General features: G+C 41.0%; 23 protein-coding genes and 1 pseudogene. 15 read left to right on the top strand and 9 right to left on the bottom strand.

What is annotated here, in order from left to right; all coding sequences use genetic code 11:
• Nucleotides 1-101: 101 nt before the first annotated feature.
• The 3 genes and pseudogenes from AC6CIB_RS17005 to AC6CIB_RS16995 all read left to right on the top strand — a co-directional run.
• Nucleotides 102-1,310: pseudogene (locus AC6CIB_RS17005) on the top strand (MFS transporter); the annotation flags it as partial.
• Nucleotides 1,311-1,493: 183 nt separating this feature from the next.
• A complete protein-coding gene (gene yhaM / locus AC6CIB_RS17000; RefSeq protein ID WP_498282639.1) occupies nt 1,494-2,435 on the top strand; it encodes a 3'-5' exoribonuclease YhaM in 942 nt (313 codons plus the stop codon).
• A 131-nt stretch (nt 2,436-2,566) separates the two neighbouring features.
• Nucleotides 2,567-2,746, top strand: a complete 180-nt coding sequence (locus tag AC6CIB_RS16995) for a sporulation YhaL family protein (protein ID WP_498282637.1) — start codon at nt 2,567-2,569, stop codon at nt 2,744-2,746.
• 51 nt (nt 2,747-2,797) lie between these two features.
• Here AC6CIB_RS16995 and AC6CIB_RS16990 read toward each other — a convergent pair whose 3' ends face one another.
• Nucleotides 2,798-3,754, bottom strand: a complete 957-nt coding sequence (locus tag AC6CIB_RS16990) for a peptidylprolyl isomerase (protein WP_498282635.1) — start codon at nt 3,752-3,754, stop codon at nt 2,798-2,800.
• Between the two features lie 187 nt (nt 3,755-3,941).
• Here AC6CIB_RS16990 and AC6CIB_RS16985 point away from each other — a divergent pair, with 187 nt between their 5' ends.
• The 3 genes from AC6CIB_RS16985 to AC6CIB_RS16975 all read left to right on the top strand — a co-directional run bounded on the left by AC6CIB_RS16985 (nt 3,942) and on the right by AC6CIB_RS16975 (nt 4,410).
• A complete protein-coding gene (locus AC6CIB_RS16985) occupies nt 3,942-4,028 on the top strand; it encodes a YjcZ family sporulation protein (protein WP_498282889.1) in 87 nt (28 codons plus the stop codon).
• An 86-nt stretch (nt 4,029-4,114) separates the two neighbouring features.
• Nucleotides 4,115-4,198 (top strand): YjcZ family sporulation protein, encoded by an 84-nt coding sequence (locus AC6CIB_RS16980; RefSeq protein ID WP_498282887.1) that lies wholly within the window; start codon nt 4,115-4,117, stop codon nt 4,196-4,198.
• Between the two features lie 125 nt (nt 4,199-4,323).
• Complete coding sequence (locus tag AC6CIB_RS16975) at nt 4,324-4,410, top strand: YjcZ family sporulation protein (protein WP_113971259.1); 87 nt, start codon at nt 4,324-4,326, stop codon at nt 4,408-4,410.
• Between the two features lie 448 nt (nt 4,411-4,858).
• Here the strand turns inward: AC6CIB_RS16975 and AC6CIB_RS16970 are convergent, their stop codons facing one another.
• Entirely contained in the window at nt 4,859-5,038 is a 180-nt protein-coding gene (locus AC6CIB_RS16970) for a hypothetical protein (protein WP_498282633.1), read from the bottom strand.
• 241 nt (nt 5,039-5,279) lie between these two features.
• Complete coding sequence (locus tag AC6CIB_RS16965) at nt 5,280-5,816, bottom strand: DUF3267 domain-containing protein (protein WP_397553277.1); 537 nt, start codon at nt 5,814-5,816, stop codon at nt 5,280-5,282.
• A 194-nt stretch (nt 5,817-6,010) separates the two neighbouring features.
• Here AC6CIB_RS16965 and AC6CIB_RS16960 point away from each other — a divergent pair, with 194 nt between their 5' ends.
• Nucleotides 6,011-6,340 carry a DUF1878 family protein gene (locus tag AC6CIB_RS16960; protein ID WP_498282631.1) on the top strand — a complete coding sequence of 110 codons (330 nt, stop codon included), beginning with the start codon at nt 6,011-6,013 and terminating at the stop codon, nt 6,338-6,340.
• 1 nt (nt 6,341) lies between these two features.
• Here AC6CIB_RS16960 and AC6CIB_RS16955 read toward each other — a convergent pair whose 3' ends face one another.
• On the bottom strand, nt 6,342-6,917 hold the full coding sequence (locus tag AC6CIB_RS16955) for an HTH-type transcriptional regulator Hpr (protein WP_113971262.1): 576 nt from the start codon (nt 6,915-6,917) through the stop codon (nt 6,342-6,344).
• Nucleotides 6,918-7,296: 379 nt separating this feature from the next.
• Nucleotides 7,297-7,668, bottom strand: coding sequence for a YtxH domain-containing protein (locus AC6CIB_RS16950; protein ID WP_498282629.1), 372 nt, complete (start codon nt 7,666-7,668; stop codon nt 7,297-7,299).
• 163 nt (nt 7,669-7,831) lie between these two features.
• On the opposite strand from AC6CIB_RS16950, the gene yhzF reads away from it, so the two are divergent.
• Nucleotides 7,832-8,026: a membrane protein YhzF gene (gene yhzF / locus AC6CIB_RS16945; protein ID WP_498282627.1), complete on the top strand. Its 195-nt coding sequence runs from the start codon at nt 7,832-7,834 to the stop codon at nt 8,024-8,026.
• A gap of 67 nt (nt 8,027-8,093) precedes the next feature.
• On the opposite strand, the gene AC6CIB_RS16940 is transcribed toward yhzF, so the two are convergent.
• On the bottom strand, nt 8,094-8,630 hold the full coding sequence (locus AC6CIB_RS16940; RefSeq protein ID WP_498282625.1) for a tryptophan transporter: 537 nt from the start codon (nt 8,628-8,630) through the stop codon (nt 8,094-8,096).
• A gap of 164 nt (nt 8,631-8,794) precedes the next feature.
• Complete coding sequence (locus tag AC6CIB_RS16935) at nt 8,795-9,217, bottom strand: HIT family protein (protein WP_498282623.1); 423 nt, start codon at nt 9,215-9,217, stop codon at nt 8,795-8,797.
• Nucleotides 9,218-9,926: 709 nt separating this feature from the next.
• On the opposite strand from AC6CIB_RS16935, the gene AC6CIB_RS16930 reads away from it, so the two are divergent.
• The 4 genes from AC6CIB_RS16930 to AC6CIB_RS16915 all read left to right on the top strand — a co-directional run bounded on the left by AC6CIB_RS16930 (nt 9,927) and on the right by AC6CIB_RS16915 (nt 13,226).
• Nucleotides 9,927-10,670 (top strand): ABC transporter ATP-binding protein, encoded by a 744-nt coding sequence (locus AC6CIB_RS16930; protein WP_113971550.1) that lies wholly within the window; start codon nt 9,927-9,929, stop codon nt 10,668-10,670.
• Nucleotides 10,660-11,889, top strand: a complete 1,230-nt coding sequence (locus AC6CIB_RS16925) for an ABC transporter permease (protein ID WP_498282621.1) — start codon at nt 10,660-10,662, stop codon at nt 11,887-11,889. Before AC6CIB_RS16930 ends, AC6CIB_RS16925 begins: the two co-directional genes overlap by 11 nt.
• Nucleotides 11,890-11,954: 65 nt before the next feature.
• The gene (locus AC6CIB_RS16920; RefSeq protein WP_498282619.1) at nt 11,955-12,659 is read left to right on the top strand and encodes an EcsC family protein; all 705 of its coding nucleotides are present in this window, start codon (nt 11,955-11,957) and stop codon (nt 12,657-12,659) included.
• 159 nt (nt 12,660-12,818) lie between these two features.
• A complete protein-coding gene (locus AC6CIB_RS16915; RefSeq protein WP_498282617.1) occupies nt 12,819-13,226 on the top strand; it encodes a DoxX family protein in 408 nt (135 codons plus the stop codon).
• 45 nt (nt 13,227-13,271) lie between these two features.
• Here the strand turns inward: AC6CIB_RS16915 and AC6CIB_RS16910 are convergent, their stop codons facing one another.
• Entirely contained in the window at nt 13,272-14,474 is a 1,203-nt protein-coding gene (locus AC6CIB_RS16910; RefSeq protein WP_498282615.1) for a M20 family metallopeptidase, read from the bottom strand.
• Between the two features lie 99 nt (nt 14,475-14,573).
• Here AC6CIB_RS16910 and AC6CIB_RS16905 point away from each other — a divergent pair, with 99 nt between their 5' ends.
• Nucleotides 14,574-15,173: a phosphatase PAP2 family protein gene (locus AC6CIB_RS16905; protein ID WP_498282613.1), complete on the top strand. Its 600-nt coding sequence runs from the start codon at nt 14,574-14,576 to the stop codon at nt 15,171-15,173.
• 38 nt (nt 15,174-15,211) lie between these two features.
• On the opposite strand, the gene AC6CIB_RS16900 is transcribed toward AC6CIB_RS16905, so the two are convergent.
• A complete protein-coding gene (locus AC6CIB_RS16900) occupies nt 15,212-16,609 on the bottom strand; it encodes a hypothetical protein (protein WP_498282611.1) in 1,398 nt (465 codons plus the stop codon).
• A 243-nt stretch (nt 16,610-16,852) separates the two neighbouring features.
• On the opposite strand from AC6CIB_RS16900, the gene liaF reads away from it, so the two are divergent.
• Together liaF and AC6CIB_RS16890 are read left to right on the top strand one after the other, a co-directional pair.
• Nucleotides 16,853-17,659, top strand: coding sequence for a cell wall-active antibiotics response protein LiaF (gene liaF, locus AC6CIB_RS16895; protein WP_498282609.1), 807 nt, complete (start codon nt 16,853-16,855; stop codon nt 17,657-17,659).
• A 23-nt stretch (nt 17,660-17,682) separates the two neighbouring features.
• On the top strand, nt 17,683-18,711 hold the full coding sequence (locus tag AC6CIB_RS16890; protein WP_498282607.1) for a sensor histidine kinase: 1,029 nt from the start codon (nt 17,683-17,685) through the stop codon (nt 18,709-18,711).
• The last annotated feature ends 7 nt before the right edge of the window (nt 18,712-18,718 follow it).

The raw sequence follows: 18,718 nt of genomic DNA, 5'->3' as shown, positions 1-18,718 counted from the left end.
TGGCAATAATTTCTCAGATTCGTTACAATACTACAAGGAGTTTGTTTGCACGAAAAAAAGTAGCATGGGAATGAAATGAGAGTGAGAAAGAAGGAACACATAGTATGACAAAAACAAAAGGGTCCAAACGAAATCGGGGACCACTGGCACTACTAAGCTTCAACTTATTTATCGTCATGGTTGGAATCGGGCTGGTCATCCCCATTCTTCCTTTCTACGTAGAAAAATTCAACGCCAATGCTCAAACGCTTGGAGCGTTGGTGGCTGTATTTGCCTTTATGCAGTTTTTATTTGCTCCTATTTGGGGACGGTTATCCGATCGAATAGGGAGAAAGCCATTAATCACCATCGGCTTGGTTGGCTTTGCCATAGCTGAATTCATTTTTGCCTTCGCTGTAGGATTATGGATGCTATTTCTGTCCAGGATCCTCGCAGGCATTTTCGGCTCAGCACTAATGCCGACTGCAATGGCCTATGTATCAGATGTAACGGATGAGGATAATCGGGGTCAAGGGATGGGGATCCTGGGTGCAGCCATGGGTCTTGGTATCGTCATAGGGCCAGGAATCGGAGGATGGCTGGCAGAAATCAATCTCTCCTATCCGTTTATCTTTGCCGGGATCGCCGCTTCCATTGCTGCCATTGTCTCGGTCATCATATTACCGGAATCCTATCCAAAGGAAAGAAGAACCTTTGACCCGAACGAGAAACGTGAAAACCGCTTCGTGGTCATGAAGAATGCGGTGATGAGTCCGGTCGGGTTTCTGTTGGTACTCGTATTCATCATGAGCTTTGGATTGGCGAATTTCCAATCAATCTTCAGCTACTATGCACTCGAACGATATGGATATGGTCCACAGGAAGTCGGGATCATCATTTTGATTATTGGTATCATCGGTACCGTTGTTCAAGGAGTGGGTGTGGGAAGGGCGACGAAGATCTTCGGTGAGGAAAAAGTCGTAACCGGCTCATTGCTCCTCAGTGCACTGGGATTTGTCATCATGACATTTGCCACCAACTTTGTAGGGATCCTGATTACAACCGCTGTTTTCTTTGTTGGAAACTCGATGCTCCGTCCATCGTTGAATTCCCTTATTTCAAAACTGGCAGGAGAACGACAAGGGACCGTCATGGGGCTGAACAACTCGTTTCTCAGTCTTGGTAACGTCGCTGGACCATTACTTGCCGGCACACTGTTTGAGTGGAATATACATATTCCCTACTTCTTCGGAGCATTCATTATGCTCGTTGGGCTGGTAGCGACGAAAGTTTGGATTAGCAAGAAACAAAAAAGAGCATTGGTGAATTAGGATGGAACCGTCTCCACGTGGGGGCGGTTTTTTGTTGTGAGAAGCGAGAGGGACGGACCTCTGGAATTTGATCATAGTTTAGCACAATCCTCGCCCACATCTCGCTCCAACCCTTTCCACCCCTGTACTCTATCGAAATATGATATACTGAAACTACTAATATAGTTGGACGGAGGAGAAGAGATGTCTGGGATTACACATTTTAATGTCGGAGAAACTATCGAATTACCCCTTTTAATTAAACAAATGACCAAAGGCACGACAAATACAGGTAAGCCGTTTTTAACGCTGATTCTGCAGGATAAGAGTGGAAATATGGAAGCTAAGCTTTGGGATGCTTCTGAGCAGGATGAGAAGGCATATCAACCTGAAACGATCGTGCAGGTTGTTGGAGACATACATAGTTACCGTGGAAAGAGTCAGCTCAAGATCAAGCAGATTCGCCCGGCTTCCCCGGCAGATGGTTATGCCATTTCAGACTTCCTGGAAACGGCGCCAGTAAGCATTGATGAAATGACGAGTAAGATCACTCAGTATATTTTTGAAATGAGAAATCCAAATATTCAACGCATCACAAGACACTTGATAAAAAAATATCAGAAGCCTTTCCTGGAATATCCGGCGGCTACTAAGAACCATCATGAATTTGTGTCAGGCCTTGCGTATCATGTTGTATCGATGCTGGACCTCTCGAAAGCCATTGCAGGACTATACCCATCCCTGGATTCAGATCTATTGTACGCTGGGGTCATTCTTCATGATTTAGGCAAAGTCATTGAGCTTTCAGGCCCAACCTCTACTACGTATACGATTGAAGGGAATCTGATCGGTCATATTTCGATCATGGTGAACGAGATTGGAAAAGCTGCAGATGAGCTTGGAATTGAAGGGGAAGAAGTGATGATCCTTCAACATCTCGTATTGAGTCATCACGGAAAAGCGGAATGGGGAAGTCCTAAGCCGCCGCTCATTCGTGAAGCTGAAATCCTTCATTATATCGATAACGTGGATGCAAAGATGAATATGCTGGATCGTGCATTGGAACGGGTGAAACCAGGGGAGTATACAGAAAGAGTGTTTGCCCTTGATAATCGTTCATTCTATAAACCGACTTTTCATAAATAGGTAACCTCTTAGACCCCGGATAATGGAACGGGGTCTTTTTAGTAGAAAAAAAGGTTAAATCTAGTTATGTTTTATCTCTTCATTACATATAGTGTTAATAAAGAGGATAAACCTATAAGGAGATGAAGCAAATGACACTACCTATTTGGATGTACTTGGTTGTAGCAGGGATTTTCGGGAGTGCCTTTATGACGATTAAATCAGCTAAGGAAGAAAAGAGTATGGAAGATGAGTGGATAGAGAAAGAAGGAGAAGTCTACATTCATCGTATGGAAGAGGAGAAGGAGAGGAGACGTCAACTAACGTCTTGATCATAGAGAATAAAAAGGACTGACGGAATGGATCCGTCAGTCCTTTTTGGTCTACTCTTGAGCAGGTGCTGGAGCTTCTTCTCCTTCGGGTACAGCAGGGGCTTCTCCGCCTTCAGGTGCAGCCGCAGGGTTCAGCACTTGATCAAATGCTTTTTTAAGATCTTCATCTTTAATGTTTAAGTCAGCTTTTTCAATTTCAGCTTTCATCGCTTCCTGGATTTTTTGAGGATCCACTTTTGAAAGCTTCAGTTCTTTTTCGATTTCCTTTTTCATCTCGTCAAAGGATTTCTTTTCTTTTTTATCTGTCACTTCAATGATGTGGTAGCCATATTCTGTTTTGATAGGCTCACTCACTTTGCCTTTTTCTAAAGTGTCCAGAGCTTTAGAGAATTCTGGTACGAAGTTTTGACGACCAGCATTGTCTACCCAGCCTAAGCTTCCGCCATTTTCAGCAGAACCAGGATCTTTAGAATATTCTTTTGCAAGTTCTTCAAACTTTCCACCATCAGCTAATTTTTGTTTCACTTCTTTAGCTGTTTTTTCATCATCGACAAGAATGTGACGAACTTGAATGTCAGGCTTCCATGTCTCGTAGTATTCCTTTACTTCTTTTTCAGTGACTTTCACGTCAGAAATCGCTGCTTTTTCTTGAAGTAATTGAAGCTTTAGGTATTCTTTAAACGATTTTTCATCAAGATTATATTGTTGTAAGAACATTTCAAATTGAGGTCCCAATTGATCTTTCGCTTCATTCAGCTTTTCGTCAACTTCCTCTTTCGACACGTCATACTTTTCTTCAAGTACTTTCGTGTAAACCAATTCTTGAAGGGCTTGTTCCATTTGTGGAGTGAATTTTTGCTTCATTGATTTGTAAAGTTCATCTTTTGTTACGTCTCCAGCTTTTGTTGTTGCAACAACGTCACTGTTTCCTTCAGCACCGTCTCCGCTGCATCCTGCAAGTCCTACGACTCCCGCAGCCAATGATACTGAAATGATCCATTTTTTCATGGTGACCAACTCCTACAATATATTCGTTTGGTGGCTTGTCAAATTTCTACAAAACATACTATAACACACTTTTTCCATGAAAAAAAATATTTTCCATATTAATCTTCAGAAAAATGGGCATTTTACACACCCATTTCCTAGGTTCCTTCATATGATAAGAGCGAAGAGAGAAAAGGAGGTAATAAATATGAGCTGTGAACACAATTCCGGATTCGCGTTAATCGTAGTGCTGTTCATCTTATTAATCATCGTTGGTGCCGCATTTATTTGCTAAAAAAATTAAATTTATGACATTAGCCTAAACCAAATGGCAGCTAACTTGAATAAGATAAATTAGCGCTTCAAAGGAGGTGGAAAGTTATGGGTCACGGACACGGCGGAGGTTTCGCGTTAATCGTAGTACTGTTCATCCTGTTAATTATTGTAGGTGCAGCATGGCTATAATTTAGCCTCAGGGTTTAAAGTTATCTGATAAAGACTGTAGAGGGGGCAATACCTTAAGAAAGGCGGCCCCTTTTGCTATATTCATATTTAGGTGGCTTTTTCATACATGAAAGGAGGAAGCGCAGATGTCAGGTGCTTACGGCGGAGGATTTGCGTTAATCGTTGTACTATTCATTTTGTTAATCATCATTGGTGCAGCATACGTTTATTAATTAAACGGTGACTTATAGAAAAACAAAGCAGATCCGGATTTTCCGGATCTGCTTTGTTAATTATTCTTTTCTAATTGTCCAGCTCCGACGGCTAGAGGCTCGAGGTCATAAGTTAAACCTACCAAAAAGGCAAAGAGCGCCTTTCCGGTAGGTTCACCTTATGCTTGTCGCCTCTAAACGAGCCGCCTCCGCTTTCTAATTGTCCAGCTCCGACGGCTAGAGGCTCGAGGTCATAAGCTAAACCTACCAAAAAGGCAAAGAGCGCCTTTCCGGTAGGTTCACCTTATGCTTGTCGCCTCTAAACGAGCCGCCTCCGCTTTTCTAATTGTCCAGCTCCGACGGCTAGAGGCTCGAGGTCATAACAGGGAAATCCCCAAAGGCAAAGAGCGCCTTCAGGGATTTCCCTGTTATGCTTGTCGTGGCTAACCAAGCCGCCTCCGCTTTTCTTCTATGTAAACAATATTTCTATATAAGAAGAGACCAGTAGTATGGTGATTAGGATATTGATGGTTCTAAACACCTTTGGTTGGCGTTCTTCAGGTATTTCTTTTTGTAAACATAATGCGTTTGTCATTTTATTTATATAGAATAAGATGAAAATAGCAAACACTAAAAACATGGAGATCATCCAAACCCCTCCCCGTTATCTCCTTTAAGCTATACATTACCAAATAATTTCTCTAATTGGTAGCGAGAGTATTGCATTAATCATGCAAATAAGGCTTTTTGCATTCTTTTTTACATTACATCCAAGTGCAAGCAGGAATTTTCGATCAGTAAATGAAAAAAGAATCTTCGTGAAAACACCTAAAAAAACAGAAGGATGATTTCTTCCATCGAGTGTATGTTTCAATGGCCATCCATCATCCTTACTGATAAATCAATATTTCGTATCCATCATCATTCTCTTCAATTAATGCATTCTTTGGTGAGTCCATTAGTTGCTTTGCATATATAAAGTCAATGGCGCAGATCCCTGAATGAAAAGCAAGCAGCATTGTAAAGTAATGAGAATAGTGCGGGAAGTGGATGCATCCGTATAGCAAAATCCCGTTCAGTACAAAGAATGGTGCCACCAGGGCAAGCATGTAACGGTATTTTGAGATAGGCTGATCCACTCGCAAAGAAACGATCGGTAAAAAAAATAGTTTCCGATTGCATCTACACTTCATTTTTTTCACAAAAGGTAGTATAGGTACAATGTGAAAAAACTTATGCAACGGATAGATACTCAACATTCCTATAAAGAACACAAGGAAGTGGTTATCATAGAAAGCACTTGGAAATAGTAAGTTAATTGGTACGTATATTAATGAGAATACCATCATCATGATGATAGATGAAAGTAAAAAGACTCGGTAAAATCCGAATTGTTTTTCCAGATTGATTGTTTTCCAGCAATGCATAAAAAAATCGCCTCCATTAGACGAATAGATCATAGTTAAGTGCCTAACATACTTTATTACGATTGCCGGAAAAAATCAATACATTTCAGGCTGATTTTTTCATATTTTTTAGAAGAACTTTTTGGGAAAGGTATGTTATAGTTTTGTACAAAGAGAGTATGAGAATTTTTTGCAATGATTGAAGGGTGATTAAGATGAATGATTTAGTGAAACGTATAGAGAAACTCGAGTATTATCAACGGTTAATGGCGGAGATGATGCCCGAAAATGGTTTTCCTTTTCATCGAATGATTATTCGTAAGGGTTTGTCGGAAAGGGAAGTGAAGGAGTTGTTTATCACTTGTGATAGGTTGAGCATGAAACTCCAAAAGCAAAAAGCGGAAGGATTCGTGTACAATATTCCGCTTTTCAATGAGTTTGAAGAAGAGCTTCATTCAAAGCTGAAGGTTCATGAAGTGGTTGATAGCTGTTTAGCTCAAGACATTTATCCAGCTTTGATGAAACAGTTAAAGAAGAGCTTGTAGATTAAGCCAGTTCTTCTTCATCTTGAAATAATTCTCCCAGTTTTCCGTTATCATCAGAAAAATCATTTTCAATGTTATGAAACGATTTTTCGAATATCTCCATAAAATCATTTCCATATATATTTCGCACGACGGTCATCATTTCAATCATTTCAGGGAACTTTCCATATAATTCCCGTAATGGGGAAACTCCCTGGAAGATTGAGTGACTCTCAGGCTTATAGTTCTTCATTAACTCAAGAAGTATATTTTCCCCTTTAGCCGTCAATTGAATATAGGTGTTCCGTTTATCGTTCTCCCGTTTAGAAAACTGTAGTAATTCCCGTTCTTCTAATTTCTTGGAGAAGTTAAATGCAGTTGAAACATGCATAACACCAAACTTGGCTACGTCTGAAATGGAAGCACCCTTTAAATGATACGCAATCCAGAGAATATGATGTTCGTTGATATTTAAGTCGTATGGCTTGATCCATTGCTGCCAGTCCTTTTCTATGGCCTTCCACAGAGCTTTACTAAGCTGAGCCATCCTTTGACTGAAGAGCATAGCCTCTTTCAAAGTAAATTCTCTTTCCTTCATCTCATTCACCCACTTTGCTAGAAAATCTTTTTAAATCTAAGTAGTACCAAAATGACTTACTAAAACAACTATCACAAAAAAGAAAGCGCTTATATTTTATTATGCCAATAAAGTAATAATTAATAAAGGTTAAATTGACAAAATTTTTCGAAGTATATAATTTTTGATTGGGACATACTGTGAAAAACAAAGGTTGATGGGCAGATGGATACTGTAATGACGGGATTTACACATGTAATTATTATATTGAAAGAAAAGAAGGGGGATCATACTTTTTTTTCAAAACATGTTTCTACAGAATCGATATAATCCCTTTTCCAACCAAAAAGCCCCACAGTCTTCCATCACCATTAGTGAAAAAAGGGCTGTGGGGATCTGGTTATTGATTCGGTGTATTTGCTGAGTTAATCGATTTTTCCAAGTCTTCAATGGTTCTTTGGATGGATTGGATTTCTTCCTGAAGTCGTCGATTATTTGGCTCTGTCGAAGCCTGCCAATGTTTGAAAGAAGCTTGAAGATCTTTCGAAAGTTGCATGACCGTTTCTTTTCCTTCCTGAGACAGGGTGCCGATGGATTCTTTCAATTCACCAATATTCACCTTCATCTCGTCAATTACTCCAGTCCAGTCATCTTTCTTGTCCTTGATTTGTGCCCGGATTTCTTTCCCTGATGAAGGAGACGTGAGAAGGGATGCTAATCCTCCAACCACTCCACCGATAAATAGCCCGTAAGCTAGGGATTTTTTGTTCACTATGATCACCTCGTTCTTCTATTTCTATAATACTCTATTTCTACAATCAACATGTATTCTCCTTTTCCCTTTTATAACAGATTAAAACAAGTCAATTCATAACTTTCTTACTTGCAGCATAAAAATAAAGGTAAGAGGTGGAGTAAAGGAGGGATTCTAATCAATGGACGGGATAATCTTTGGTTTCTTTGCTCTCTGTACAGTACTATTTCTAAGTATGGTGTATAATTTCATTTCCATTCAAAGGCCGGGTATGTATCCTCCTAAGAATATATTAAAAAAGCGTGCTGCCATAATGGGGTCCGGTGGGGTGATTACCTTTTTGATTGGAGTACTCTTATGGGTTGCAGTCAAGTAAGATATAGAAAAAGCCCTCCATTCAGCTGGCGATAGCACAATGAATGGAGGGCTTTACTATGATTAAATTAGGATAGCTGTTCTGTTGTGACAGCTTCTCGAATGGTTGAACGTTTTAAAATCCCGTTAATGATTGGATACACCACAAACATTGCCCCGGCGTTAACAAGTGTAGCTGGAAGTACGACTGCTGCAAATAGAGCAAAGAAAGCTCCAGGCAGACCGACAATCACATAAGCAGAAAATAAGAATATACTTCCTGATACGAGTGTACCAATAGCTGTTAGAACAGAAGCTCCTACAAGTGAACGAGTGATTTTTTTAGTAGCCAGGAAAAGGCCGTAAAAAACGAATGCCGTGATCGGTTTATCGATCAGGTTAGGTAAGAATCCTCCAGGGAACTGTGTTGTCAGACCTGAAATGACTCCAGTTAATAAACCTAAAAGTAATACGTTTTTCTTAGCTGGAAATAATATAATGCCTAGAAACATCATCGTCAGCATCATGTCCGGCTTCATTCCTAAGAAAATTCCCGGGATCACTGTGTGCAGGACGGCTCCGATCCCTACTATTAATGACAGGGATACAAGTGTTTTTGTATTCATTTCTCATCTCTCCTCAACTAAACTATACTATTTGCTTCTCCTAATGTGCACTGTTGCCATTAGCGAAAAGATAGGTACATTATAACATACCGAGTATTGTTGTCAAAGATTAATTATTCTGAAAAAGCCTGATCCCCATTACCTTCAGGGATCAGGCTCGATTTTTATGAAAGATGCTGTGCAATGGATTCAGCTATTCCTTTCAGGTCTTCTTGAGTGTAGTCATCATTATGTGTCTTCCAAACGGCTCCAAAGCCATCTCCCTGGCCATAGCGGGGAATGAAGTGCATGTGGAAATGGAAGACGGATTGTCCTGCTTCTTCACCTGCGTTGCTTAACAAGTTCATTCCAATAGGATTAAACTCGGCCTTTATACTGTCAGCAATCTTAGGTGCAACGGAGAAGAGGTGGCTTGCCATATCGGGAGTCAGCTCATAGATGTTTTCTTTATGTACCTTGGGAATAAGTAATGTATGGCCTTTCGTCACTTGGCTAATATCAAGGAAAGCAAGGACATGCTCATCTTCGTACACTTTCATAGCAGGGATTTCACCGTCTATAATCTTGCAAAAAATACAGTCGCTCAACTTTTACTCCACCTTTCAGTAATGGCATTTTTATGTATTTTATCATGAATGAGAAAATAAATGAAGAAGAGACAGGAACGATTTTCCTGCCTCTCTTCTTGAAGGGGTAATACTATAAAGGTTTATATGTCAGGCTTCATTCTCCTTGATAAACACCTCATTCGCTAGTAGCTTTTGTAGTGATACATTCTTACGTTAGAATGAAAATTGTTCAATGCGACCATCCCCTTATCTTTTCGCTATTTAAGCAATTCAGACAATAGAAACTGTTAGCCGTCTTGGACAAACACCTCATTTGCTATAAGGATGATATGTGTAAACCATTAGAAACATGAATGACTTTGTGCAATGTGACCATCCCCTTATCTCCTAAGCTTGATAAGCTAATAAAGTAAGTTGATTCAGTCAAAATGTGCTTTAACAAACACCTCATTTATCAATTTTTTGAACAAATGAATATGGTGTGTGTGTCATTCACTATAGAAGACGACAATCCTTACAGCCGCAAACAATAGTGAAATCGGTTAGCTGGTCTTTAACAACCATCCCCTTTTTCTTATTGCTGGCCCCTTCAAATATTATGATGTTCAGATTCCGTATTGTTATGAATGCTAAAATATGGAATGGAAAGTTTGTTTAACCATGCCTTTACCATGAAATTTTGATAAAATAGAGAAAAACATGTAGAAGAGAAAGGACGTTGCTGCTCGTGTCATTATTAGAAATCAAACACCTGGTTGGTGGGTATACCCGAAAACCGGTCTTAAAGGATATAACATTCTCCATACATTCAAATGAGATTGTCGGATTAATCGGCCTGAACGGAGCAGGGAAAAGCACGACTATCAAGCATATAATTGGTCTCATGGAAGCAAAGCAAGGAGAAGTGTCCATTAACGGTCATACCTTGAAGAGTGATGCCGATCAGTATCGAAAGCAGTTTTCATACATACCGGAAACACCGATTCTTTATGATGAGCTTACCCTTGAAGAGCATTTAAAACTTACGGCCATGGCTTATGGATTATCAGAGTCTGAGTATAAAGGAAGAATTGATAAACTATTGAAGGCCTTTCGTATGGAGAAGAAGATGAGCTGGTTTCCTGCTCACTTTTCAAAAGGAATGAAGCAAAAGGTAATGATCATGTGCGCCTTTCTTATTCAGCCCAGTCTCTATATCATTGACGAACCGTTTGTTGGATTAGACCCACTAGGTATTCAGTCGCTGCTGGATTGGATGCAGGAGATGAAGCAAAACGGTGCTGGAATTCTGATGTCGACGCATATTTTAGCAACGGCAGAAAGATATTGTGACTCATTCATCATCCTTCATGAAGGGAAAATTCGTGCAAAAGGAACGCTTCAGGAGCTACGTAAGGAATTCTCCATGCCGGGTGCAACGTTAGATGATATTTATATCCAGCTGACAAAGGAAGAATCCCATGATGAATAAGGTGGAAAGCATTTGGAAGAAACGAATCGTAGAGTATAATCTCGAGCTTCAAAAGTACTTAAAATACATGTTTAACGATCATTTATTATTCGTCCTGATTTTTGCATTGGGAGGAGCAGCTTATACGTATAATCAGTGGGTGAAAAGCCTGGATCCGGCTTTTCCTGCACCTCTCATCATGGCGGTGATCCTGGGCCTCCTATTGGCATGGAGTCCCGTTTATACGTTTCTGAGAGAAGCGGATGCCGTGTTTCTTTTGCCGTTAGAGGGCCGCTTATCAAGTTATTTCACCAAATGCATCTTGATTAGCTTCATGTTTCAATCGTACATTCAACTGCTCGTACTGGCTGCACTGATGCCAATGTATGTATCGGTATCCGGGAGCAGCTTTGGAAGCTTCTTTCCGTTACTTGGCTTTGTATTAGCCTTAAAGGTATGGAATTTATATGTACGCTGGTTTATGCTGCGCTTTCAGGAAAAGGAAGCTCATTGGACGGACAGCTTTTTGCGCTTTTTATTAAACGGTGCTCTCGTGTTCTTAGTATTATCAGGGGCTGCTATCTGGATGGTCATCGTCGTTGTCTTCATCATGCTCGGATATGCGCTCTACTTTTATCAGGCAACAAAGGGAAAGAATCTTAAATGGGATTTATTAATCACTTTAGAGCAGCAGCGAATGCTGATCTTTTATCGGATCGCCAATATGTTCACGGATGTACCTAAGCTGAAAGGGAAGGTGCACCGGAGAAAATGGCTTGATGGACTTGTGCGGACACCTTTCTCTCAAGCATCGACGTATCGGTATTTGTATCTTCGGTCGATGGTGAGAACAAGTGAATATTCGGGTCTTTACATTCGGTTAACCTTGATCGGTGTGCTGTTAATTTATTCGAATTCTTCTTTTATCTTCAGTATTCTGACGGCATTAGTGTTCCTTTATTTAACAGCTTTTCAGCTGATCCCTTTGTTTAAACGGTTTGATTATAAAATCTGGGTACTCATTTATCCCGTATCACGGGAATTAAAGAAATCCTCTTTTCAAAAAATCATGAATCAGTCCATGATGATCCAAGCGGTTGTGTTTTCCCTTCCTCTATTCTTAAAGGGGGCATGGATAGAAGGGCTGATCACGCTACTGGTCGGGTTGTCATTTTCAATTCTATTTAGTCAGTTTTACTTAGTACAGCGATTGAAGAAGATGGAAGAAACATTATTTTAGTGAAACAATCCGGCAGGAAAAAACGTATAGAAGAGTAAACAGATAAAAAAGGATGGTGGTTCAGTGTGAACCATGAAAGAGAAGAGCTCGATTCCTGGAAACGTAAGTTCAGTAGAAAATCTTCCATCTTCCAACGTTTTTCTAAGCAAGCTCAAACAAAAGTGAATCAATGGATCCCTGAGAAAGCACATAAAGTTGTAACGGAAAGTATCAAGAAGATGGTAGAAGTAACGTTAAAAGGCAGCGAGTGGGTACCCCTTCAGCAGGTCTCTGTGACGTCTTCACTGAAGGAAAGAGAAGGGCTTATGAAGGAACGAATGGAATTTCACCGGAAAGCTGCTACGATTGAAGGAGCAGGTACAGGTGCAGGCGGAATCTTTCTCGGCCTGGCAGATTTTCCGTTACTTTTATCAATCAAAATGAAATTTCTGAGCGAATGCTCTGCCATTCATGGCTATGATACAAAACAATATGAGGAACGCCTGTTTCTACTTTATGTCTTTCAGCTTGCATTCTCCAGTGATTCTCATAAAAAACATGTCCTCGACATCATCGAAAACTGGGATGTGGAAAAAGAAAAACTGATGGAATTGGACTGGCGAACTTTCCAGCAGGAGTATCGGGATTACATTGATTTCGTGAAATTGTTTCAACTCATTCCCGGGGTAGGGGCTGTGGTGGGAGCCTATGCAAACTATCAACTTCTTGATCAATTGGGGGAAGTGGCAAAATATGCTTATCGGATTCGGTACTTTCATGATTTAGAATAGTAGTGATAGTAGTGAGGGAAGGTCGACGTGATAGTCGATCTTTTTTTTGTGAGGGATATTGGTAGGGAAACGGAATACAAACGCATCTTTTTATTTCCTCTGAATATTCAGGTATAGTTAGAAAGTGCATTATCATTATTGTAGTGAGGTGTGAAATAGATGAACAAACGCAAGAAAGGATTGAAAGTGTTAGGTCTTATTCTATTCTCATTCTTCTTCTTTTTAGCAGGGGTGTTTCACTTTATTGAAGCTCAAGGATTCGCCAAAATGATCCCTGAATTCATTCCACTAAGGGAAGAAATCGTGTATATTACGGGAATGATCGAGTTTATATTGGCTGTACTCCTGCTCATTCCAAAGACTCGTGAAAAAGCGGGGATTATCACAGCGATTTATTTAGTTCTCATTTTACCCGCAAATATTTATGCGGCCATTAAAGAAATTCCTGCTCCAGGGAAAGAAGAAGCAAATGTTGTGCTGCTTTGGGTGAGGTTATTATTTCAACCGCTCTTGATCTGGTGGGTCTTGGTGGTAAGTAAGATTGAAAAAAATCATCGTTTTTATTAAGAGTAAAGGATCAGGCCATTATGGCAGCTGATCCTTTTTTATGATTTACTTTGTAAGCGTCTCTGTGACAGAATGCCTTTCTTGATATTGAATGGTAGCAGACGCCAGTGATTTAGCGGCAATCAGAAGAGCCTTTTCGTTAATATCAAACTTGGGATGATGGTGGGGGAAGGCAACTTCAACATTTTCCGGCTTGGCTCCCGTAAAAAAGAAGGTACCCTTTACATGTTCTAAGTAATGGGAGAAATCTTCCCCGCCCATTTGCATTTCAATTTCTTCCACTCTATGAACTTCATCGACTGTATCCACACTTTGAATCAACAGCTCCGTTTCCTCTGCGTGATTCACGACAGCAGGATATCCGCGTTCATACACATATTCATACTCACAACGGGCTGAAAGACATGCCCCTTTCAGGATCTGTTCGATTTCATCTTCGATAAAGTCTCTGACCTCAGGATTGAATGTACGGACTGTTCCAATGAGTTTAGCGGAATCAGCAATCACGTTAAATGCGTTATCTGCCATGAACGAACCGATTGTCACGACGGCAGGGTCAATCGGATTCACTCTTCTGCTGACAATTTGTTGAAGCTCGGAAACAACTTGAGCTCCAATCACGATGGAATCCTTTGTTTTATGAGGTTGTGCCCCGTGACCACCGGAGCCCTTGATGACGATTTCAAATCTATCAGCAGCAGCCATTATTGGACCTGGTCGATATAGAATTTTTCCGAGAGGTTCACTTGACCATAAATGAGTTCCGAAAATAACATCCACTCCATCCAGGCAGCCCGCTTCAATCATGGGTTTCGCTCCGCCTGGTGCATATTCTTCCGCATGCTGATGAATCAGCACTATAGTGCCGGATAGCTTATCGCGCATTTCATGCATGATTTTACCCAATACTAATAGAGTTGCTGTATGACCGTCATGGCCACATGCATGCATGACGCCTGGAACGGTGGAGCGATATTTCACATCCTTTTCATCCTGGATGGGGAGGGCGTCAAAGTCTGCCCGAAGAGCCACCGTTTTTCCCGGGAGAGCTCCCTCGATTCTTGCTACTACCCCATTGCCACCGACTTGTTCCTGGATGGGAACCCCGATTTTATTGTAGTAATCAGCAATGTATGCAGCTGTATTTTTCTCTTGGAAGGATAATTCAGGATGTTGATGGAGAAACCTTCTGATCTCAACCATTTCTATCCAACGTTCTTCTAATTTCTGATATAATTCATTCAGCAAGTGCACAACCTCCTAATATTTGATGAATATTACGAATATTATAACACTAAATAGGAAGAGGGAAGTGGGTAATTAGAGTGAAATTCAAGGAGGATCAAGATGAAGAAGTTTCAATACATAACGGCCATCATTTCATTTGTACTGTTTATGACCATCGTACATTTTGTTTTTTATGAGATGGAGATTTTAGGTGAGGATTATCTCTTGTCGAACATGAGCAACCTTCACTTTATTGAATTGTTTTCCGTAATTGGTACCGAATTAGTGATTGGGATCGCATCCATCGCCCTTATTTTATATCTTTGGTGGGCCAAGAAGGACTTTGTTGGAATCATTACCGTTGTTGTGCTGGTAGCGGGAAGTAACGTGCTGAATAAAGCAATCAAAGGTTTGATGGAAAGAGAAAGACCTCCATTTCCACACGGGGAAGAAGGGTTCAGCTTTCCCAGCGGCCATGCCATGGTGGGGCTGGTCTTCTTACTCGTCATTGCATACTTCATTAGTAGAGAGATTTCTTCTACTGGAATGAAAGTGACCCTCTTTATCCTTGCCATCATCCTTTCCCTGCTGACAGGACTCAGCAGAATAGTGGAACAGGCTCACTATCCATCAGACGTCGCAGCTGGATACCTACTGGGTTACTCTTTTTTTGTACTGTGTATCTTTCTTTATGAGAAGCGGCCGAAACAGGAAAAATAGAGGGACAGACCTCAAATAAGGTCCGTCACTCACTATATTCAAATCAACAACATCGCTACAATCGTGGTTGCCACTAATCCGATGACGACAGGAAGCATGTTACGTCTTGCGAGTTCGAATGGATCGACACCGCAGATGGCGGCAGCCGGGATGAGGGCCCATGGAACGAGTGTTCCACCGCCGACCCAGATGGCTGCGACTTGCCCTAGGGCAGTAAGGGTGGCAACACCTGACCCAATGCTATCTGCGAATAGATTGGCTACGGAACCGGCTAGGGAGATTCCGGAAAAGCCGGATCCGTCAAGTCCTGTAATCGCTCCAACGGTCGTAAGGGTGATCGCCCCGACTGTTGTAGAGAGGGGAACGATGGCAGCAAGAGATGCCCCGAGGTCATTGACGATTCCTTGTGACGTTGAAGGAAGGAAGTCGCCGATAATCGTTTGAAAACCTGAATCTCCCAAGTAGAAGAAAGCAGCGATTGGAATCACGGGACCAAACACTTTAAATCCAAACTGAAACCCGTCAATCATGAAGCTCGTCGTTTTCTCCAATCCCTTTCCTTTATAGGCAGCCAATGAAATCAAGAGAAGAATGATGATGGATGTTCCACCAATCAGTGCGGTAGCATCTCCTCCTTGAAGATCAAATAGAACCATGGCGGTAATATCCAGGGCAAATAAGATAGGGATAAGAATGGCAATCGCTTGTTTCCATCGTGTAGATAACAGGTTAGGTGACTCCTCCTGATCCTGTCCGATGGACGCAAGGGAGCTCGAATCCACCGAGAGGATTCCTTTCTTCATATCTCTTTTAAGGAAAAGGAATGCAGTAACGGTTGTGACGACACCCATCACGATAATAAGGGGGATACTTGCAGAAATAACATCTGATACAGGTATACCTGCTGCGTCGGCCGTTAACTTCGGAGCTGCCTGAATGACAAAGTCACCGGAAAGGGCGATACCGTGACCGAATAAGTTCATGGCCATGGCAATTCCAAGAGCGGGTAATCCGACTCGCAAGGCAACGGGTACTAACACGGCACCCAGGAGAGCTACTGCAGGCGACGGCCAGAAGAACCAAGATATAAACATCATGACAAGACCGATTGTCCAATAGGCAAGGGCCGGTGTCCTGATGAACTTCGTAAACGGGCGAATCATGACATCGTTAATACCGGTAGTAGTCAGTCCTTTACTCATTGCTACGATTATGGAAATCACGAGAATGGTAGATAGCAGTTCGGTGATGGCGAATATAAAGCTATTAAATATACTACTAATCGATCCGCTTAACGATCCTGTTGCCACCAGGGCAATACTGAAGATTCCCAGGATACATACGATCGTTGTATCTTTACGGAAAATCATAAATAGGATGATGAATCCTATGAAAGCTAAATAAATCCAATGAAGAGCTGTTAAATCAATCCCCATTAGAAAAAACCTCCTCTAAATCGTTCCTCAAACTTTAGGCATTTGCCCTGATCTGTACTATAGATTATGAAAATAGTGAAAAGGTGTGATACAGGGTAGGAACATTTTTTTCCGTCTCGAGACCGAGGCAGAATCATACCGATGCTCCTCATTACACGAGAGAAAGCAATCTATAATGAAAGTAGTAACAGGAATTTATTCATTAATAGCGAAACTAATAGTAGATGTGAAGGTGGTGCTGGCATGAGGTATAAGGGAAGAAAACAATGGTTTTTCTCGTTCCTGTTGATGGCGATAGGACTGTTGTTATTACTATTGAATATTGGTGTCATTTCCTTGGAAATAACGCAGATATTTGTCAATATTATTCCTATAATGTTATTACTCTTCGGCTTGAAGTGGACAATAGACAGCTTTTTAAAGAAGAGTTTCGGGAAGTTACTGTTTGGATTGTTCAGTATGGTGTTGGGAACGCTGATCATTCTTGATGGATACGATGTAGTGGATTTCGAATATGCAAGCTGGTGGAAACTGTGGCCGCTCTTTATTATCGCAATCGCCATTCATCGTGTTATCAGAAATAAACCAATCAGAGTAAGTATAAGCAACGAATATCCATTTGAGAAAACATCCCAAATTGGTTTTGAGAATGAGAGAGATAAAACCACTCCCAAGAAGAATAAGATGAACAGAGGTTTTATCGTCGGAGATATTCGATTTTCCGAGCCAAACTGGCCCCTTGAAAATATGAAGCTTTACAATGCCATTGGAGATTACTATTTTGACTTCAGTAAAGCCTTTATTCCTGAAGGCGAAACGCCTATTGAAATCAAAGGCTGGATCGGCGATGTGAAAATGATCATACCGGAAAACGTACCTGTGGAAATCACCTTGAAGGTACAAGTCGGGGATATTAAATTATTTGACCAAAAGTCGGCAGATATTCGTTCTGAGCTTTATTACCGTTCACCGGAATACGAACAGGCAAGTAAGAAAATCAAGCTGGCTGTTGACGTGAAAATCGGTTCGATTCGAATAAACCGAGTGTAACGTAAGTAAAAGGAGGGGAGAATTTGAACAATTCCTCGAACATTCGCAATTGGATCTTTAAAAGCTTTTTTATGATGTCTGTCATGGCTATCTTGCTTTTCTTTATATCTCTGCAGGTCTATTTGTACTTCTCTGAAGGTACAAGTATTTCTCTTGAACTATCGATTTATTTGACTATATGGTTAGCCATCATCCTTCTATTATTAAGTATTTATTTCGGATTTCGTACGGGGTATATATTCAAAGGGAGAATCGATGATATTTCTACATTCGTGACCCTGTTAAGAAGCGGGAAGTTTTCTGCAAGGGTGGATCGCTTTGAACATGATGAGCTTGGAATATTATCTGATGAATTAAATCAACTTGCTGTGTTCATTCAAGAACAGGTGAAATCATTGCAGAGGTTGGCCGATGAAAAATCTGAGCTTGCCGATCAAGCTCACCAGGCAGCTGTCATGGAAGAACGGCAAAGACTGGCGCGGGATCTGCATGATTCAGTCAGTCAGCAATTATTCGCGTTAAACATGCTATCTTCTGCCGCGCAAAAAAGTATCGGGACAGACTCAAAGAAGGTTGAAATGATCGTTAAACAAGTAGCAGACATTGCGGGAAAAGCACAAGGGGAGATGAGGGCTCTTCTTCTTCATTTACGACCGATTGATTTAAAAGGGGAAAGTCTTTGTGAAGCATTAACCATTTTAATTAGAGAATTAAAAGAAAAAACACAAATCGAGATCGAAGCAAGTCTCGATGGGATTGAGAATCTTTCAAAGGGAACCGAAACCCACATGTTCAGGATTATTCAGGAGAGCCTTTCCAATATCCTTCGTCACTCTGAGGCAACGAAAATAAAAATTGTAACGGAGAAAAAGGAGGGATATGTCACTTTGTACATTAGTGACAATGGAAAAGGTTTTAACCCGAGAGAAAACAAGATGACATCTTACGGACTTCAGACAATGAGAGAGCGTGCCGAGGAAATCGGGGGATTGTTTCAAATTCGTTCTAAAGAGAAAGAAGGAACGTATATTGACCTGCGGATTCCAGTCTAAACCAAAG

The sequence above is a fragment of the Rossellomorea sp. GQ25 genome (assembly GCF_059758515.1).
Note: the sequence above shows the minus strand (reverse complement) of the source record. Positions and strands in the feature narration are given on the sequence as shown.

Excerpts from the sequence above, each read along its gene's own strand:
- yhaM (WP_498282639.1), top strand. The coding sequence starts at position 1,494 with ATGTCTGGGATTACACATTTTAATGTCGGAGAAACTATCGAATTACCC.
- AC6CIB_RS16995 (WP_498282637.1), top strand. The coding sequence starts at position 2,567 with ATGACACTACCTATTTGGATGTACTTGGTTGTAGCAGGGATTTTCGGG.
- AC6CIB_RS16990 (WP_498282635.1), bottom strand. The coding sequence starts at position 3,754 with ATGAAAAAATGGATCATTTCAGTATCATTGGCTGCGGGAGTCGTAGGA.
- AC6CIB_RS16985 (WP_498282889.1), top strand. The coding sequence starts at position 3,942 with ATGAGCTGTGAACACAATTCCGGATTCGCGTTAATCGTAGTGCTGTTC.
- AC6CIB_RS16980 (WP_498282887.1), top strand. The coding sequence starts at position 4,115 with ATGGGTCACGGACACGGCGGAGGTTTCGCGTTAATCGTAGTACTGTTC.
- AC6CIB_RS16975 (WP_113971259.1), top strand. The coding sequence starts at position 4,324 with ATGTCAGGTGCTTACGGCGGAGGATTTGCGTTAATCGTTGTACTATTC.
- AC6CIB_RS16970 (WP_498282633.1), bottom strand. The coding sequence starts at position 5,038 with ATGATCTCCATGTTTTTAGTGTTTGCTATTTTCATCTTATTCTATATA.
- AC6CIB_RS16965 (WP_397553277.1), bottom strand. The coding sequence starts at position 5,816 with ATGCATTGCTGGAAAACAATCAATCTGGAAAAACAATTCGGATTTTAC.
- AC6CIB_RS16960 (WP_498282631.1), top strand. The coding sequence starts at position 6,011 with ATGAATGATTTAGTGAAACGTATAGAGAAACTCGAGTATTATCAACGG.
- AC6CIB_RS16955 (WP_113971262.1), bottom strand. The coding sequence starts at position 6,917 with ATGAAGGAAAGAGAATTTACTTTGAAAGAGGCTATGCTCTTCAGTCAA.
- yhzF (WP_498282627.1), top strand. The coding sequence starts at position 7,832 with ATGGACGGGATAATCTTTGGTTTCTTTGCTCTCTGTACAGTACTATTT.
- AC6CIB_RS16940 (WP_498282625.1), bottom strand. The coding sequence starts at position 8,630 with ATGAATACAAAAACACTTGTATCCCTGTCATTAATAGTAGGGATCGGA.
- AC6CIB_RS16925 (WP_498282621.1), top strand. The coding sequence starts at position 10,660 with ATGATGAATAAGGTGGAAAGCATTTGGAAGAAACGAATCGTAGAGTAT.
- AC6CIB_RS16915 (WP_498282617.1), top strand. The coding sequence starts at position 12,819 with ATGAACAAACGCAAGAAAGGATTGAAAGTGTTAGGTCTTATTCTATTC.
- AC6CIB_RS16905 (WP_498282613.1), top strand. The coding sequence starts at position 14,574 with ATGAAGAAGTTTCAATACATAACGGCCATCATTTCATTTGTACTGTTT.
- AC6CIB_RS16900 (WP_498282611.1), bottom strand. The coding sequence starts at position 16,609 with ATGGGGATTGATTTAACAGCTCTTCATTGGATTTATTTAGCTTTCATA.
- liaF (WP_498282609.1), top strand. The coding sequence starts at position 16,853 with ATGAGGTATAAGGGAAGAAAACAATGGTTTTTCTCGTTCCTGTTGATG.